17 protein-coding genes and 1 pseudogene are annotated in these 15,948 nt (G+C 68.4%); 12 read left to right on the top strand and 6 right to left on the bottom strand.

Going from position 1 to position 15,948, the window contains the following annotated elements:
* Positions 1–216 (bottom strand): annotated as a pseudogene (locus VB777_RS13140) (nuclease); the annotation flags it as partial.
* A gap of 109 nt (positions 217–325) precedes the next feature.
* Here VB777_RS13140 and VB777_RS13145 point away from each other — a divergent pair.
* Positions 326–1,792 (top strand): phosphoglucomutase/phosphomannomutase family protein, encoded by a 1,467-nt coding sequence (locus tag VB777_RS13145; protein WP_197157953.1) that lies wholly within the window; start codon positions 326–328, stop codon positions 1,790–1,792.
* Positions 1,793–1,823: 31 nt separating this feature from the next.
* Positions 1,824–2,438, top strand: a complete 615-nt coding sequence (gene rdgB, locus VB777_RS13150; protein WP_322757977.1) for an RdgB/HAM1 family non-canonical purine NTP pyrophosphatase — start codon at positions 1,824–1,826, stop codon at positions 2,436–2,438.
* A 23-nt stretch (positions 2,439–2,461) separates the two neighbouring features.
* Here the strand turns inward: rdgB and VB777_RS13155 are convergent, their stop codons facing one another.
* Positions 2,462–2,965: a DM13 domain-containing protein gene (locus VB777_RS13155; protein ID WP_322757978.1), complete on the bottom strand. Its 504-nt coding sequence runs from the start codon at positions 2,963–2,965 to the stop codon at positions 2,462–2,464.
* A 204-nt stretch (positions 2,966–3,169) separates the two neighbouring features.
* On the opposite strand from VB777_RS13155, the gene VB777_RS13160 reads away from it, so the two are divergent.
* From VB777_RS13160 to VB777_RS13180, 5 genes are all read left to right on the top strand, one after another.
* The gene (locus tag VB777_RS13160) at positions 3,170–3,754 is read left to right on the top strand and encodes a sigma-70 family RNA polymerase sigma factor (protein WP_322757979.1); all 585 of its coding nucleotides are present in this window, start codon (positions 3,170–3,172) and stop codon (positions 3,752–3,754) included.
* Complete coding sequence (locus VB777_RS13165) at positions 3,751–4,482, top strand: anti-sigma factor (protein WP_197157956.1); 732 nt, start codon at positions 3,751–3,753, stop codon at positions 4,480–4,482. The genes VB777_RS13160 and VB777_RS13165 overlap by 4 nt, the downstream gene beginning before the upstream one ends.
* A gap of 77 nt (positions 4,483–4,559) precedes the next feature.
* Positions 4,560–5,471: a hypothetical protein gene (locus VB777_RS13170; protein ID WP_323249487.1), complete on the top strand. Its 912-nt coding sequence runs from the start codon at positions 4,560–4,562 to the stop codon at positions 5,469–5,471.
* Between the two features lie 9 nt (positions 5,472–5,480).
* Entirely contained in the window at positions 5,481–5,861 is a 381-nt protein-coding gene (locus tag VB777_RS13175) for a hypothetical protein (protein WP_197171232.1), read from the top strand.
* Between the two features lie 118 nt (positions 5,862–5,979).
* A complete protein-coding gene (locus VB777_RS13180) occupies positions 5,980–6,528 on the top strand; it encodes a hypothetical protein (RefSeq protein ID WP_323249490.1) in 549 nt (182 codons plus the stop codon).
* Positions 6,529–6,580: 52 nt separating this feature from the next.
* Here the strand turns inward: VB777_RS13180 and VB777_RS13185 are convergent, their stop codons facing one another.
* Positions 6,581–8,146, bottom strand: a complete 1,566-nt coding sequence (locus VB777_RS13185) for a carotenoid oxygenase family protein (protein ID WP_323249492.1) — start codon at positions 8,144–8,146, stop codon at positions 6,581–6,583.
* A 268-nt stretch (positions 8,147–8,414) separates the two neighbouring features.
* Here VB777_RS13185 and VB777_RS13190 point away from each other — a divergent pair, with 268 nt between their 5' ends.
* On the top strand, positions 8,415–8,891 hold the full coding sequence (locus VB777_RS13190) for a hypothetical protein (RefSeq protein ID WP_323249494.1): 477 nt from the start codon (positions 8,415–8,417) through the stop codon (positions 8,889–8,891).
* 8 nt (positions 8,892–8,899) lie between these two features.
* Here the strand turns inward: VB777_RS13190 and hisB are convergent, their stop codons facing one another.
* Positions 8,900–9,541 (bottom strand): imidazoleglycerol-phosphate dehydratase HisB, encoded by a 642-nt coding sequence (gene hisB / locus VB777_RS13195; RefSeq protein ID WP_323249496.1) that lies wholly within the window; start codon positions 9,539–9,541, stop codon positions 8,900–8,902.
* 113 nt (positions 9,542–9,654) lie between these two features.
* On the opposite strand from hisB, the gene VB777_RS13200 reads away from it, so the two are divergent.
* Positions 9,655–10,272, top strand: coding sequence for a carbonic anhydrase (locus VB777_RS13200; RefSeq protein ID WP_323249497.1), 618 nt, complete (start codon positions 9,655–9,657; stop codon positions 10,270–10,272).
* On the opposite strand, the gene fabI is transcribed toward VB777_RS13200, so the two are convergent.
* Entirely contained in the window at positions 10,251–11,033 is a 783-nt protein-coding gene (gene fabI, locus VB777_RS13205; protein ID WP_323249499.1) for an enoyl-ACP reductase FabI, read from the bottom strand. The genes VB777_RS13200 and fabI overlap by 22 nt on opposite strands.
* A 248-nt stretch (positions 11,034–11,281) precedes the next feature.
* Between fabI and VB777_RS17470 the strand changes: the two genes are divergently transcribed.
* On the top strand, positions 11,282–13,312 hold the full coding sequence (locus tag VB777_RS17470) for an FAD-binding domain-containing protein (protein WP_416238356.1): 2,031 nt from the start codon (positions 11,282–11,284) through the stop codon (positions 13,310–13,312).
* Between the two features lie 40 nt (positions 13,313–13,352).
* Here the strand turns inward: VB777_RS17470 and VB777_RS13220 are convergent, their stop codons facing one another.
* Positions 13,353–13,934 (bottom strand): hypothetical protein, encoded by a 582-nt coding sequence (locus VB777_RS13220; protein WP_323249501.1) that lies wholly within the window; start codon positions 13,932–13,934, stop codon positions 13,353–13,355.
* 89 nt (positions 13,935–14,023) lie between these two features.
* Here VB777_RS13220 and VB777_RS13225 point away from each other — a divergent pair, with 89 nt between their 5' ends.
* Together VB777_RS13225 and VB777_RS13230 are read left to right on the top strand one after the other, a co-directional pair.
* The gene (locus tag VB777_RS13225; RefSeq protein WP_323249519.1) at positions 14,024–14,623 is read left to right on the top strand and encodes a thioredoxin family protein; all 600 of its coding nucleotides are present in this window, start codon (positions 14,024–14,026) and stop codon (positions 14,621–14,623) included.
* Between the two features lie 65 nt (positions 14,624–14,688).
* Positions 14,689–15,948, top strand: a complete 1,260-nt coding sequence (locus VB777_RS13230) for a DegT/DnrJ/EryC1/StrS family aminotransferase (protein ID WP_323249503.1) — start codon at positions 14,689–14,691, stop codon at positions 15,946–15,948.

Consider the following 15,948-nt stretch of genomic DNA (forward strand, 5'->3'; position numbering starts at 1 on the left):
GGCCGCCTCACCGTGGCCGGGCCGGCTGGGCAGCAGGCTCTGGAAACTGCGCAGCTGGTCCTGCAGGGCCAGGGCCCGATGGGCGCTCCAGAGGCGCTCTTGCGGCGGGCCATGGCGATCGAGCCAGGCCCGCCGCCGGCAGCGCAGCCAGCCCCGCAGCAATCGGTCAGTGAGGGGAGCGTCAGTGATCGGAGCGGATCCAGTCGGCTGGGCCATCGCCGCAGGCTAGGGAGGCGGTGGCCTGCCCACCGGCCGGCACCCGGGGAGGCACCAGCAGGCAGGGGAGCTGCTACGACCAGGGCAGCGCCGCCTTGATTTCGCCCCCATGGCCTCTGCTCCCCTGCCCCTGGAGGCCAGCCCGATCGTCTTCGGCACCGATGGCTGGCGCGGCATCCTCGGGGTGGACATCACCGTGGAGCGCCTGCTGCCGGTGGCGGCCGCCGCGGCGCGCGAACTGGAGCATGCCGCGCCCGAAGGCCTCAGCAGCCGCGAGGTGGTGATCGGCTACGACCGCCGTTTCCTGGCCCCCGAACTGGCCGAGGCGATCGCAGCGGCGGTGCGCGGCGCCGACCTGGTGCCGGTGCTGGCGGACAGCGCCATCCCCACCCCCGCCGCCAGCTGGGCCGTGGTGGAGCGCGGCGCCCTCGGGGCCCTGGTGATCACCGCCAGCCACAACCCTCCCGAATGGCTGGGTCTGAAGATCAAGGGCCCCTTCGGCGGATCAGTGGAAGGCAGCTTCACCAAGCGGGTGGAGCAGCGGCTGGCGGCGGGCGGCATCACCGTGCCGATCCCCGGGGCCACCCTGCGCTTCGATGCCATGGGGAGCTACCTGGCGGGCCTGCGGGCGAAGGTGGACACGGCTGAGCTGAGCGCCGGCCTGGAGCGGCTGGGGCTGCAGGTGATCGTCGACCCGATGCACGGCTCAGCGGCCGGAGGCCTGCCCCGCCTGCTGCCGGAAGCTGCCGCTGCAGACCACCTCCGCGAGATCCGCTCGCATCGGGATCCCCTGTTCGGCGGCAACCCACCCGAGCCGTTGGCCCCCTATCTGGGCGAGCTGGTCGCCGAGGTGCGCGCCTCCACCCTGGCGGGCCGGCCGGCGGTGGGCATCGTCTTCGACGGTGACGGCGACCGCATCGCCGCAGTCGATGAACACGGCCGCTTCTGCAGCACCCAGCTGCTGATGCCCCTGTTCATCGACCACCTGGCCCGTGCCCGCCAGTTGCCGGGCACGGTGATCAAGACCGTGAGCGGCTCGGACCTGATGCAGCAGGTGGCCGAAGACCTGGGCCGCCCCGTGATGGAGAAGGCCGTGGGCTTCAAGTACATCGCCGCCGAGATGCTCAGCGGCAGGGTGCTGGTGGGCGGTGAGGAATCGGGTGGAGTGGGATTTGGCATGCACCTGCCGGAGCGGGATGCCCTGTTCGCGGCCCTGTTGCTGATCGAGGCCCTGGTGGAGGGCGGCCTTCCCCTGGGGGCCCGCATCGACGCCCTGCAGCAGCGCTGCGGCGGCGCCGCGGCCTACGACCGCCTTGATCTGCGCCTGCCGGACATGGCGACTCGCAGCCGTCTGGAGGCCTTCCTGGCGGACACCCCGCCGGCGGAGGTGGCCGGCGCCGCGGTGCAGGAGGTGATCACCACCGATGGCGTCAAGCTGCGCCTCGGCCCCAGCCACTGGCTGATGCTGCGGTTTTCGGGCACCGAACCGCTGCTGCGCCTCTACTGCGAAGCCCCGAGCCAGGACCGGGTAGACGCCGTGCTGCACTGGGCGCGGCAGCTCGCCGAGGGGATCTAAGCCGGGTCGCTCTCCAACCGCTGCACCACCGATGGCCGCCTCTTCCTCCCCAACATCCGTGCTGGTGATCGCCAGCGGCAATGCCGGCAAGGTGCGTGAGTTCAGCCATCTGCTCGACGGGCTGGGCCTGGAGATCCGGCCCCAGCCGCAGGGCCTGGAGGTGGAGGAAACCGGCAGCAGCTTCGCTGAGAACGCCCGCCTCAAAGCCACCGCCGTGGCCCGCGCCACAGGCGCCTGGGCCCTCGCCGACGATTCGGGCCTGGCCGTGGAGGCCCTCGGCGGAGCTCCGGGCGTGCACTCGGCCCGCTACGCCGCCACAGACTCCGCCCGGATCGACCGCCTGCTGAAGGAGCTGGCCACCGCCCAGAAGGCTGACCCGGTCGCCAGCCGTGCGGCCGAGTTCATCGCTGCCCTGGCGGTGGCGGATCCCGGCGGCACCATCCGTCTGGAGGTGGAGGGGATCTGTCCGGGCACGATCCTCGCGACGCCGCGCGGATCCGGTGGCTTCGGTTACGACCCGGTCTTTTTCGTGGAGGAAGCCGGGCTGACCTTCGCGGAGATGGCCAAGACGGAGAAAGCCCGCCTCGGCCACCGCGGAAGAGCCTTCACCCTGCTGGAACCCCAGCTGCGCGCTCTGCTGGGCTGATCCATCTGGCGAGGTTCGGTAAGTCAGGACTTCAGCGGTGCCCAGGCCATGGTGGCGTTGAACTTCTGGCACCAGATCAGCACCGAGCCCTGCTTGCTGAGATTGATCGAGGCGGGGATGGTGTAGCTCTGCCCCCCTTGGCTCGTTTTCAGGGGCGCCAGGATCGTGTAGCTGCCGGGCTTGAGCGGGTAAGCGGGGGCCTTGCTGCTGGCCAGGGGGGTGGGGGAAGGGCTGAAGACGATCTTCAGATCGGGGGCCGTGTCGCTGGTCTTGAAGTCCTTGCTGAGCTTGAGCACCTGCTTGCCGCCTTCGCTGTGGATCGAGAAACCACCGCTCACAGGTTTCTCCCCCATCCGGAAATTCCCCTTGGCCATGGCAGAGGCCGTCATCCCGGCGGCCTCTTTCTGCATGGGTTTGGTCATCGGTTTGGACATGGATTCGGCATGGAGCGCCGCACCCCAGAGCAGGGTGGCGCCGACCAGGGCCAGGGCAGAGGAGCGGGCCACGGGTGAAGAGAACAAGGTCATGACGAACGAGGACTGGGGGTGTGAGGGTGGGCAGAGGAGGTACCGGTGGGCTGAGGTTTCGGATTGGGACGCCACCATTCCCGCCCACGGCAGTGCTGCAGCCGCTGCCCGTTCCGCCAAACCGATCAGGCTGCTCAGCGGTATCCCCATCAGACGGTGTCTGTTGATGGCGCCTGCTGACAGAGCCTGATCGGCCACTTCCCAGTGGAATTCCCTCCTCAACAACCGAATGTCGCTGCCGCCAGGCCCCTGGCGCAGGGGCTCGCGTCCGATCCGCCGAGCCCCACCGATCTCGGCGCGCTCTACGACGCCTACGGCGGGCCCGTCTTCCGCCTGGCGCTGCGGTTGTGCCGCTCGAACCAGGAGGCGGAAGACCTCTGCCACGATGTCTTCCTGCGTTATTGGAAGCAGGACCGCTACGAGCCCTCCCGCGGGCCGGTGCTGGCCTACCTGCTGCTGCTCACCCGCTCGATGGCGATCAACCGCCTCAATCAGCGGAGCAATCGCTGGCAGCTGGTGCAACGCTGGTCGGAGCAGCTGTTCCCGCAGGCCGTGCGCAGCCCCCAGGAGTCCGCCGAGGCGGATGACCTCAGCCAGCGGGTGCGCCGTGCCCTCGCGACGATCCCCGCCAATCAACGGCAGGTGCTGGAGCTGGCGTATTACGAAGGCCTGAGCCAGTCGGCGATCGGGCAGCGGCTGAACCTGCCCCTGGGCACCGTCAAGACCCGTTCCCGCCAGGGCCTGATCCGCCTGCGGGAGTTGCTGATTGATTTCCGGAGCACACCATGACACCGCACGACGCCAACCCAGAGGCCACCAACCCGGACGCCGCCGTCGATGCCCTGCTGGCCGGCCATGCCCTGGGGGATCTGGACGAAGAGGAACGGGAGCAGCTGACGCTGTTGCTGCTGCAACGACCGGAGCTGCACCAGCGGCTGGAGGACTTCCGCACGACGCTCGAGCTGCTGCCCCTGGCTCTGCCGGCGACGCAGCCGGCACCAGAGGGCGTGCGTCGCCGCTTGCTGAGCCCGGCGCCGCAACCCCAGGTCAGCCGCCGTGTGGCCGCTCCGTCGTGGCTGGTGCCTGGCCTGCTCTCCCTGGGGCTGCTGTTCCTCGGCATGGAGCTGCACCAGACCCGTCAGCAGCTGGCGCAGCTCCAGCTGACGGTGCCGCCTTCGGCCACCCTCATGCCGGCCAGCCGGCGCCTGCCTCTGCGGGCGATGGAGGGCCGCGACCAGGCGTTCGGCGAGGTGCTCGTGACCGGCAGCCCCACCAACAACATCCTGATGCTCAATGATCTGCCGCCGCCGCCGCCCCACCATGTCTATCGGCTCTGGGCCAACGTGAACGGCCGGCAGGTGGGCTGCGTCGCCTTCAAACCCACCGCCCAGGGCCATGTGGCCATGCTGATCCCGCCCTTTCCCACCAGCCAGGCCAGCAGCCTCAGCGTCAGTGTGGAAGCCGACCCCCTCGGCGCGGCACCCACCGGCCCGCGGGTGCTGACCAGCACGATCTGAGCCGCCATCGCGGCAATCAGCCTTGCGGCGCCTTCCTGAAACTCCTCATCCCCTATTCATCGCGTTTTCATCTCTCATTGGAGAGGAAAGCCGATAGGCTGGTCACTGTAAAAGATCAGGCAGAGCGCAAAGGGGAAGCCCATGGGCCAGCTGGCAGCCATTTTAGTCGCGACAGCGATCATGGGTCTGATGGCGCCGCCCATGATGCGGCTGGCCTGTTGCCCGCAGAGACGTCTCGACAGAAGAGCAATTTCTCCCTGGCTGAATCCAACGCGATTGCCGTTCGAAAGCAGGCTGCAGAGGAAGGCAGGGTCAATTTTGATGGGCTGACCATTCCTGACGGCTGCACCAAAAAAGCTGATGCAGTCCCTCGCGGACAGGTCAACAAGGTTTCCAACTTCGTGGAATGTGAATCAGGAGAGGGCAAATCCTTTGCAGTGGCCTGGCAGCCCTTGTATCTGAGTAGCGAACTTGGCTCTGGTGGCGACGACGAAACCGAGAGAGAAGCTGATATCTGCTATAGTCTTTACGATAAGAATGGTGATTGGCAAAGTGATAATGAGAAAAAGCGACTTGAATACGATGGCCAGAACGTATTCCGAGGCTCAGCCTCAGAGGTCGGACAAATTGCATTGGCGACCAAGTCTCCCCCGGGGAAATCGGTTTCTAGCAGTGCCGAGCTTTATGTGCGGGTTCACGACATCAGCGATGAAGATTGCTCCAAAGTAGATGCCTCGGTCAAGCCGCCCCAGATCAGCTCCGGAGGTGAGGACGGCGAATCCGATTCCAAGGAATGTACGGTGCCAAATTATGTGGGTAAGACATTCAGTGAAAGTCCCAATAAATCTAAATGGAACGAAACCGGCAAAGGCAAATTTGATACTGATGGCTACCACAAAACAAAAAGGAACAAAGTCGTCGATCAGGATCCAAGCCCGGGCAAGAAGGTTGACTGCGATGAAGACCTTGAGCTGGAGTTCGATGATTGAGGCCTGGACATGAATCTTGTCGCCCTTCTGATCGCCGCCACCCTGCTCGGTATCGGAGCTCCCTTCATGGTGCAGCTGCTCTCGACGCCACTGCGCAGCAATACCGATCTCACCGGTCAGACCGCCGCCGATGCTTTCGCCGAACGGCTGCAGATTCAGCTGCGCCGCTCTGACGGCAATCTCACATTGGATGACAAAGGAGTTCTATCGCTTGATGGCAATGAGATCACCGCACCCGAGGGCTGCAATTTCAGCGACGAAAGCAAGGGGGCGAGTGGCATTTTCGTGAAATGTCCGAAGCCAGCGTCTCTTGATCCTGGCGTCGCCGCCCTGGTCACCGCAGCCCCCTGCGAGTCCGATCTCTTTCCCGCCCCCTGTCCCAAACCCTGAAGGCTCGGTTTGATTCCGCCATGGCGGAGCAGTATGAGCACACTGCGGCAACACCCTGATGACTGCGGACCGATCCCCTGGCTGTGTGGTCTGTGGTGAGCCGGAGGCATCGCCGGGAGTGCCGCTCTGTCGGAATCACCTGGAGCGTTGGCATGCCTATCTGGTCGACTGTGACGCCTCCTGCCGGCCGGTCGATCCTGGCCGCTGGCGGCGTGATGTGCTCCTGCCAGGGCGGCAGACAGCTGGGCGGCTCCCTGCCTGGCTGAAGCGGATCGTGGTGCTTGGGGGTAGCGACTTCCGCAGCTGGAACAGGAGTGACGAGCCCTTGCTGCAACCGGAGGCCACCCCCGATCCCGCCCTGACCCGCTGGTGCGACAAAACGGTGATGGATCGCATCCGTTTAGCCGAGACCTGGTCGAGTGTGCTGGTGTACGTGGGCGGCGTCGTGCTGGCGCTGCTCTTCCTGCTCGTGATCGTCTACGCCTTTGGACCAGAGCCCAACCTGGCCTTGGTGCAGGTGGGGCTGATGGGGTTCGCGGCCGGGCTCTTGCTGTTCTACGGCGGCATCTACAAGGAACAGCTCTGTCACATGCGGTACCACCGCACCCGATTGACCCGGGAGCTGGTCGATGCCTTCCAACGCCCCCCACTGCACGAAGACACCTGAATGGGATCACGGAATTCGTTGAGCCACATGGTTTGAGCCTCGGGGCCTGGACCTAACCCAGGGGTGCCCAGCTGCCGTGCAATCCGTAGGGAATCGCCAGCGGCAGTTCCAGCACGGCCTGCTCGCTCAGGTCGGCGGCATGGAGGATCACCAGATCGCTGGCACAGCGGGCCCCGTTCCAGACCAGGTTCAGTACCCAGCCGTCGTCTTCTGCGCGGGGGGCGCTGGTCGCGGTCGCAGGCCGCGGTACCATCACCGGCTCACTGACGAAGCTCCGCGGCGCCGCACTCCAGACCCGGCGCTCGCCGGTGTGCAGATCAAGCTTCTCGATCGCCTGCAGCGGAGCGTTGCCCCGCTCACATTCGGCCACCGCCGTCCAGCCGTAGCGGGCATCGAGGCCCTGGCGCTCGGGGTTCACCATGGCGAACTCGCAGCAGCGCTCCTCCAGCACGGTGCTGGCGGCGGTACGGTGCTCCAGATCGATGCGGGTGCGCACCAGGCGGCCAGCGGGGAGGGTGTCGAAGTCCACGGCGCGGAAATCCACGCCCGGATCAATCGAGGGGAAGTCGTCGTAGAAGATCGAATCCACCACCAGCTCGCCTGTGGCGGCATCCTCGAAGGCATTGAGGTGGTGGAACACGAAGCCCTCTGGGGCCGGCACCACGATCGGCGCCGTGGCTTCGGCGGAATCGCCAGCGGCCGTAGCGCCAGGACGCGGCACGATCAGGAAGTGGCCCTGCTCGCCGGGCTTGGAAGCCAGGCACTGGGCCGCCCCCTTGAGGCCCGCCATGAAGGGGAGGGGGTTGAAGGCCACGGCGTTCTGGAGGAACACGGCGTAGCGCGGCGTGATCGCGAAGTCGTGCAGGAAAGCGAAGCCGGCCACGCTGTCGTGACGGTCAGCCAGCAGCTGGCCGGCGCGCGGGCCGCTGGCGGCGAACTCCATCAACCGGATCGTGCTGCGCGGGCCGGCCTTGACCCCGAAGGTGACCATGCGGGCCTCCCCGTGGTGCCCGGGATCGAAGCGGGGATGGGCACTGAAGGCCTCACCCTTGCCCAGCACCCCATCCAGCAGCGTGAGGCCTCGGGTCTCGAGTGTGTCCGGATCGAGGGCGTGGGGGGAGCTGGCCTCCCACAGGGCCAGCAGCTGATCGCCGAGCCGCACCACATGGGTGTTGGCGATGTTCTTCATGCGCAGATCGAAGGCATTGGCCAGCAGGCCACCGGGCTTCTGGCTACCGAAGACGCCGCGGTAGAGAAAGCGGCCCGCGGCCTCCTCCTCCAGCCAGCCCTCGGTGCGCACATAGCGGTTGGTGAGCACGGCCTGGCCCGCCCCGAAGCGCAGGGCGGTGATCATGCCGTCGCCATCAAAGGGATGGTGCAGCCAGTGGCCACCGCGCTCCAGCCGGCCCGGCCCGTTGCGATAGAGGCTGCCGGCCAGGTCCGGCGGGATCGTGCCGCGCGCGGCGACCAGCGGCACCTGATCCAGTTCGCCGAGCACATTGCGGAAGGAACTGGCCCAGTCGGCACGGTCGTAGGCAGCTCCCGATCGGCCGGCGGCCGTTTCGGCAGCAGCCGATCCTGTGGGGGATCCGGAATCACGACTGGGGGCGATGGTCATGGGGAGGCGGGGAGGCGCGGGGGTGTGGAGCTGTCTGGCACCATCATCCCGTAATGGAGTGTGACAACGCGAGACCGCGCCAGACGGCCGGTCGCGGCCATGATTCCCGCAACGGCATCGGCGCCATGCAGCAGAGCAGCGAGTCCCCTGCCGCAGCGGATTCCACCCCTGGGGGGCAATCGACTGGGACGCCCTGGGCCGGATCCGGGAACTGGAGGAGTACTTCTCCACCGACGCGGAGGGTTTCCAAGCGGCGATCAGCGCCGAGATGGCCGTCATCACCGCTCTCCCAGCGGAGCAGCTCGACAAGCTGGCTCTGCTGCGGGTGCTGGAGGTGACCAATGGCTGCCTGCAGTGGGGCTTCCGCCGCGGCGACGCTGAAGCCCTGTCCGCCGACCGCACCCGCGACTGCATGCGGACCGTGATCGGCTTCATCAACGACCGCAGCATCACCCTGCCGGATGGCAGCCGCGTCAGCTTTTCGCCAGCCGTGATCCGGATGATCGGCGAAGGCCAGGCCCTCTACCGCGAAGCCTTCAAACGCAACGACGCCGAGGCCCGGCGCCGTTATTTCGCCGCCTCCACCGCCCAGTTCCTCGTCTACGGCAAGCCCCGCATGGAGGCCGCCATGGAGCGGATCGCCACGGCCTTCGAGCCCCTGTTCGATCGCTTCTGGCTGGAGCGGGGCCAGCGTTGGATCCGCCCCTATCTGGCCGCCCAGACCGCTGGTGACGCGGCGAGCTGACCAGCCGCTCAGGCGCCGGCGCGCTCCAGCACGCCCTTGCTGCTGGGCACGGCCCCGGCGCGGCGTGGGTCGATCTCCACCGCCAGCCGCAGGGCGCGGGCGAAGGCCTTGAAGCAGGCCTCGACGATGTGGTGGGAATTGGCGCCCTCGAGCTGGCGGATGTGGAGGGTGAGGCCGGAGTTGTTGACCACGGCCACGAAGAACTCCTTCACCAGTTCGGTGTCGTAGCTGCCGATCTTCTGGGCAGGAATCTGCAGGCTGTAGCTGAGGTGCGGCCGGCCGGAGCAATCCAGCGCCACCTGCACCAGGGCCTCATCCAGGGGCGCCACGAAGTGACCGAAGCGGTGGATGCCGCGCCGGTCGCCCAGGGCCTGGGCCAGCGCCTGCCCCACGGCGATGCCCACGTCTTCGTTGGTGTGGTGGTCGTCGATGTGGGTGTCGCCCACGGCATGGATCTCCAGGTCCACCAGGCCGTGGCTGGCGATCTGATGGAGCATGTGATCGAGAAACGGCACGCCCGTAGCGGCCTTGCAGCGGCCGCTGCCGTCGAGGTTGAGGCTGACGCGCACGTCGGTCTCGCCGGTGACGCGATGGACGCTGCCGCTGCGGCCAGCGGCGGCGACGGGATCAGGGTCCAGGGGGGCGGACACAGGCGAGGGCTCAGGAGTGTGGCAATCATGCCGAAACCGGGGGCACCGATCAGCGCACAATCGCCGTCAGATCCGCACCGGCATGTCATGGCCGGCATGCCCCCGCCCGCCCCATGAACAACTGCCCCGAAGCGGTGCTCGCGGACCTTCGCGGCGGGCACCAGCGCTTTCTCAACGGGGAGTCGCTGCATCCCCACAGCAGCCGGGAGCGGATGCTGGAGGTGGAAACGGGGCAGCACCCGATTGCGGCCGTGCTCGGCTGCGCCGATTCCCGCGTGCCGGTGGAGCTGCTGTTCGACACCGGCTTCGGCGATCTGTTCGTGGTGCGCAACGCCGGCACCCTCTCCACCACCGCGGCGATCGCCTCATTGGAATACGCAGTGGCGCACCTGGACGTGCCCGTGATCGTGGTGCTGGGCCACGAACGCTGCGGGGCGGTGGAGGCGGCCCTGAACCCAGGCCTGCCGCTCACCCCGAGCCTGGCCCAGGTGGTGGGACAACTGCGGATGGAGCTGTTCCACCTGGGAGCCCGCGAAGACCTGGAGCAGGCCTCCCGTCACCACACCCTCAACGCGGCCCGCAACCTGGTGGATTCCAGCGTGCTGCTCACTGATCGGATGCGCAGTGGCCTGCTGCAGGTGGAGGCGGCCTTCTACAACCTCCACTCCACCACGATCGACTGGATGGGATCGGTGATGCCGATGCGGCCTCACATCCCGGTGATGCAGTAGCCGGCGTCCACATAGAGCACCTGGCCGGTGATACCGCTGGCCAGGGGGCTGGCCAGGAAGGCGGCGGTGGCGCCGACTTCGTCCTGCGTCACGGTGCGGCGCAGGGGGGCCTTCTCCTCCACGTTGTGGATCATGTCGAGGATGCCGCCGATGGCGGAGCTGGCCAGGGTGCGGATCGGGCCTGCGCTGATCGCATTCACCCGCACCTGCTTGTCGGGACCCAGCTCGGCAGCCAGATAGCGCACCGAGGCCTCCAGGGCCGCCTTGGCCACACCCATCACGTTGTAATTGGGGATGGCGCGCTCCGCGCCGAGGTAGCTGAGCGTGATCACGCTGGCTCCCTCACTGAACAGGGGTTTGGCATGGCGGCACAGCGGGGCCAGGGAGTAGGCACTCACCTCCAGAGCCCGGGCGAAACCCTCAGGGCTGATGTCGGAGTAGTTGCCGATCAGCTCCTCCTTGCCGGCAAAAGCCAGGCAGTGCACAAGCACATCGATCGAGCCCCACTGCTGCTTCACCTGCTCGAACACCGCCTCGATCTGAGCCGGGTCCTGCACGTTCAGGGGCTCGAACAGGCTGGGGTTCAGGGGTGCGGTGAGCTCGCGCACCTTGCCTTCGAAGCGGCCCTTCTCATCCGGCAGGTACGTGACACCCAGCTCGGCCCCGGCAGCCGACAGCTGCTGGGCAATGCCCCAGGCGATCGAGCGGTTGTTGGCGATGCCCGTGACGAGGGCTTTCTTGCCGCGCAGATCGAGGAGCATGGGGAGAGAAGCGAGAGCCGGTGGCAGCGGAAAAACCGATGCGGCAACCGTGGCGTTCGGAGGATTCTCCCGCAGTGCTCGGCCAGGCCACCCAGGCTGCCCATGGCCGCGGCATCACGGCCCCCTGTCCCGCGGACCCAGGACTTCCCTCGCTTGCGCCCCAGCCCTGGCTGCCCGGGCTGGCGCCCCCACCGCCCACTGTGCAGGGGCCTCCCGACCTCTGGTTGATCGATCGAAGTGAGCCCTTGGTGCGCACGAGCCTGCCGCACCTGCAGAGCCTGCTCAGTGCAGAGGAACGCGCCAGGCTTGAAAGCTTCCGTTTCGATGACGATCGAGAACGCTTCCTGTTGGGGCGCGCCGGCTTGCGCCAGTTGATCGGCGGTTGGCTGGGAACCGATCCGCAGGGACTTGACCTTGAGGTCGGTCCCCATGGCAAGCCGCAGCTGCGCATGGAGCGTGAAGCTGTCCTGATGCACTTCAACGTGGCCCATTCCGGGGGCCTGGTGCTCCTGGGGTTCCACCCCCGCAGAGCCCTGGGGGTGGACATCGAGCAACTCCGGCCAACGCTGGACTGGCATCCCATCGCCCGGAGAGTGCTCCCCCCGGCCACCCTGGATCGTTTGAGCCGTTTGCCGGAGCCCGCCCGCTGCGCGGAATTTCTGCAGCAGTGGTGTCTGCTTGAAGCCTCTCTGAAGGCTCGCGGCTGCGGCTTCGCCGGCTATGAAGCGCATTCCCTCTCAGGGTTTCCAGGGCTGCAGTGCTGGAGGGTGGACCTGCCGGCCGGGTACTGCGGAGCACTCGGCCTGCTGCCCGCTGAGTCTGAGCCTTTCCCGCCGCACGACGGAGGTTCTGGCACCGAAGCTGATCTGCCCAGAGTCTTTGCCCATCGGAGCCAGCTGGAGCAGGCGCTGCGGCCCCTGCTGCCCAGCCCTCCAGAGGGCCTCAGCCCAATCCGTGGCGGTCGAGCCGCGGCCGAGCGGCGTCTGGCGGCGATCGATCCAGGGGCCTATGGCCGCAGCCGCAATGCCCTCGATGGCGCCGTCACGCGCCTGTCGCCCTACATCCGCCACGGCGTGCTCACCCTGGCCGAGGTGCGCGACGCGGTGTTCGCCTGGCTGGAGACCAGCGGTGCCCCCCGGGCCGCCGCCGCCAAGCTGATCGCCGAGCTGGGCTGGCGCGACTACTGGCAACGCCTCTGGCACCAGCTGGGCGACGGCATCTGGCACGACCGTGAACCGCTCAAGACCGGCCACCCCGCCGCCAGCTACGCCGCCGTGCTGCCGGCCGACATCCAAGAGGGCAGCACCGGCCTGACCTGCATCGATGCCTTTGCCGCCGAGCTGATCGGCAGGGGCTGGCTGCACAACCACGCCCGCCTCTGGCTGGCCTCCTATGTGGTGCACTGGCGCCGGGTGCGCTGGCAGGCCGGTGCCCAGTGGTTCCTGCAGCACCTGCTGGATGGCGACCCCGCCAGCAACAACCTCAGCTGGCAGTGGGTGGCCAGCAGCTTCAGCAGCAAGCCCTACATCTTCAACCGGGCCAACCTGGAGCGCTACGGCGGCCAGAGCCTCTGCGCCCGCTGTCCTGCCGCCCGCCGCGGCGGCCCGGATGTCGCCGGAGGCTGTCCCTTCGACGCCGACTACGAGCAGCTGCAGCAGCAGTTGTTCCCATGGGCCACTGAGGCGCCGCCGGCTTCAGCTCCGGCTCCGCAAACTCCCAGCCCTCCACCCCCGGCGCCAGAGCCTTCCACTGCCTCTGCCTCCGGCCTCGCCGTTTCAGCTGGACCGCTGGCGCCAACGGGCACCAGCCGCCCCAATCCGGATCCACCCCAGCGACCGATCCTCTGGATCCACGGCGAAGCCCTCGGCCCGGCCAACCCCGCCCTGCGGGCCTGGCCGGGCCAGCCGGCCCTGTTCGTCTTCGACAGCGCCTGGCTGGCCGGCAGCCCGAGCAGCGGCCCGCCCCCCAGCCTGAAGCGGCTTGGCTTTCTGGCGGAGTGCCTGCTGGAGCTGCCGGTCACGATCCGCCACGGCGATCCAGCGACCGAAGTGCTGGCGTTCGCGCAACGCCACGGCGCCGATGGGATCGTCACCAGCGCCGCCGTGGAGCCGCGCCTCGCGGCGATCCAGACCCAGCTCGCCGGCGCGCTGCCCCTCACGGTGCTACCGCCCGAGCCCTTCGTTGTGCTTGAGCAGGCGGTGGATCTGGGGCGCTTCAGCCGCTACTGGCGGCGCGCCGAGGCGAGGGTCTGGGCCGCCGCTGGCCGCGGAAGGCCCTGACCCGCAGGCCCCCGCGCAGGCCGAACCCCGAGGCGACAGCTCAGGGCACACCCGCCGGCGGAGGCCCCATCGGCGGATCCTCGCCGAGCAGCTTGCGCTCCTGCTGCAGCACAGCTTCCGGATCGCTGAGCAGATCGGCTTCCTCCAGCTGTGGGTAGGCCTCGGGCTTGATGTCCTGGGGACGGCGGGGCGGTTCCACCCAGGTGAAGCTGCTGCGTGGGGCCCGGGCCGCACAGAGGGCCTCGAGTTCGCGCCGCAGCAGGCGCTGCACATCGGGGCGGGCCACCGCCGCGAAGAACTCCTGCTGGGTTGCCAGCCCGGAGCTGAACGGCGCCGTGCCATTGCCGTTGAACAGCCGAGCCGGATTGGGATTCCAGCGCGGCTTGCAGACCCCCTCCTGGCGGGTGTCGGTGTCCAGCCAGAGATGGAGGCCGTAGCCATCGGGCTGGCTCACCACCGCCAGGCCGTCGTGGGGCACGCGGCGCTGCAGGGGGTAGAGGGCCCAGCTGGGATGGCGATGGGCGGGAACACAGCCGCCGATCAGGGCCACCAGCCCCCCCAGGCAGAGCAGAGCCGCCAGGCGGGAACGCTGGGGCGGCAGGTCACTGGGGCGGCAGGTCATCCGTCAATCCAGGCCGATCTCAAGTGGGCCGATCCTCCCCGAACGGCGGGCGGCTGCTGCAGCATCGGCGTCAGAACGCTGCCCCGGCCATGGCCCTCACCCCCTCGACGATGCTGCCGCTGGGAACCCCCCTGCCCCGGGCGGAACTGGCCGAGGCCCTGACCAGCGGGAGCCTCGAGCCGGTGGCCGGTGCTCCGTTGGAGCCGGCAGCCCTGGGCGGCCAGCCACTGCTGGTGCTGTTTCTCTGCGCCCACTGCCCCTTCGTGAAGCACATCGAGCCGGAGCTGAGCCGGCTCCAGGCCGACTACGACGGGCGGCTGCAGCTGATCGGGATCTCGAGCAACAGCACCCTCACCCATCCGCAGGACGGTCCGGCGGGGCTCCAGGACCAGGCGCAGCGCAACGGCTGGACCTTTCCCTACCTGCTCGACCATGACCAGCGACTGGCCCACGCCTTGCGGGCCGCCTGCACGCCGGATCCGTTTCTGTTCGATACCGATCTGCGCCTCGCCTACCGCGGCCAGCTGGACGGCAGCCGCCCCGGCAACGCCGTGCCCCTCGATGGGCAGGATCTGCGGGACGCGATCGAGGCGCTGCTGACCGGCCGGCCCGTCGCACCGGAGCAGACCGCCTCGATCGGCTGCAACATCAAATGGCCCCCGGGCCAGGAGCCGCCCTGGGCCCGCTGAGAGGGTTGCAGGCGGGGTTCAAGGCAAGGTTCCTGCAGGCTTGAACCGGCCTTATGGTGTCCGCCATGCAAGTGCCTCCCTTCAGTCTCAGCGAGCAGCTCCAGGACCTCGGGGAGGAGCTCGACGCTGCCGTACTGCAGGTTCTGCGCAGTGGTCAGTACATCGGTGGCGCCGGCATCGCCCGCTTCGAGGAGGCCTTCGCCAGGGCCTGCGGCGTGCCCCACGCGGTGGGCTGCAACAGCGGCACCGATGCCCTGATCCTGGCGCTGAGGGCCCTGGGCATCGGCCCCGGCGACGAGGTGATCACCTGCTCCTTCAGCTTCTTCGCCACCGCCGAGGCGATCAGCGCCGTGGGCGCCACGCCCGTGTTCGTGGACGTGGCGCCGGACACCTATCTGATCGACCTGGATCAGGTCGAGGCGGCGATCACACCGGCCACCCGTGCCCTGATGCCGGTGCACCTGTTCGGCCGCCCGGTGGACATGGAGCGGGTCTGCGCCATCGCCGGCCGCCATGGCCTGCGGGTGATCGAGGATTGCGCCCAGGCCACCGGTGCCCAGTGGGCCGGACAACCGGTGGGCAGCTGGGGGGATGCGGGCTGCTTCAGCTTCTTCCCCACCAAGAACCTCGGCGCCGCCGGCGACGGTGGCGCCGTGACCTGCCGCGATGCCGCCGTGGCCCAGGCGGTGCGGGAGCTGGCGGTGCATGGCATGCCGCGCCGCTATCTGCACACGACCCTCGGCTACAACAGCCGTCTCGATGCCATGCAGGCGGCGGTGCTGAACGTCAAGCTGCCCCACCTGGAGCGTTGGATCGAACGGCGCCGCGGCGTCGCCGCCACCTACGACGGGGCCCTGGCCGATCTGGAGGGCATCCAGCTGCCGCAGGTCGGCCCGGCGGGGCACAGCTGGAACCAGTTCGTGGTGCGGGTCCCCAGCTGCCCCGCCGGCCAGGCTGCCTGCGGCGGCCGCTGCACCCCCGCCACCGACAGCGCCACCTTCGGCCTGGCGGAGGCCTGCTGCCGCGACTGGCTCAAGCAGCAGCTCCAGGACGCCGGCGTGACCACGATCATTTACTACCCCATCCCGATTCATCGCCAGCCCGCCTACGCCGCCCTCGGTTATGGCCCCGGCAGCCTGCCGGTCACCGAGCGCCTCTGCGCCGAAGTGCTGAGCCTGCCGATCTTCCCGGAGCTGCGAGCTGAGCAGCAGCAGCAGGTGATCCGCGTTCTGCGCCAGCTGGTGGAGGCCTTCGCTGCCGGCACCACCTCCACCGAGGCCACGGGCACCGGCTCCCCAGCAACGGTGACCTCTGCCGCGGCCTGA

This window comes from Synechococcus sp. CCY9202 (assembly GCF_034931685.1).
Classification (GTDB): Bacteria; Cyanobacteriota; Cyanobacteriia; order PCC-6307; family Cyanobiaceae; genus CBW1002.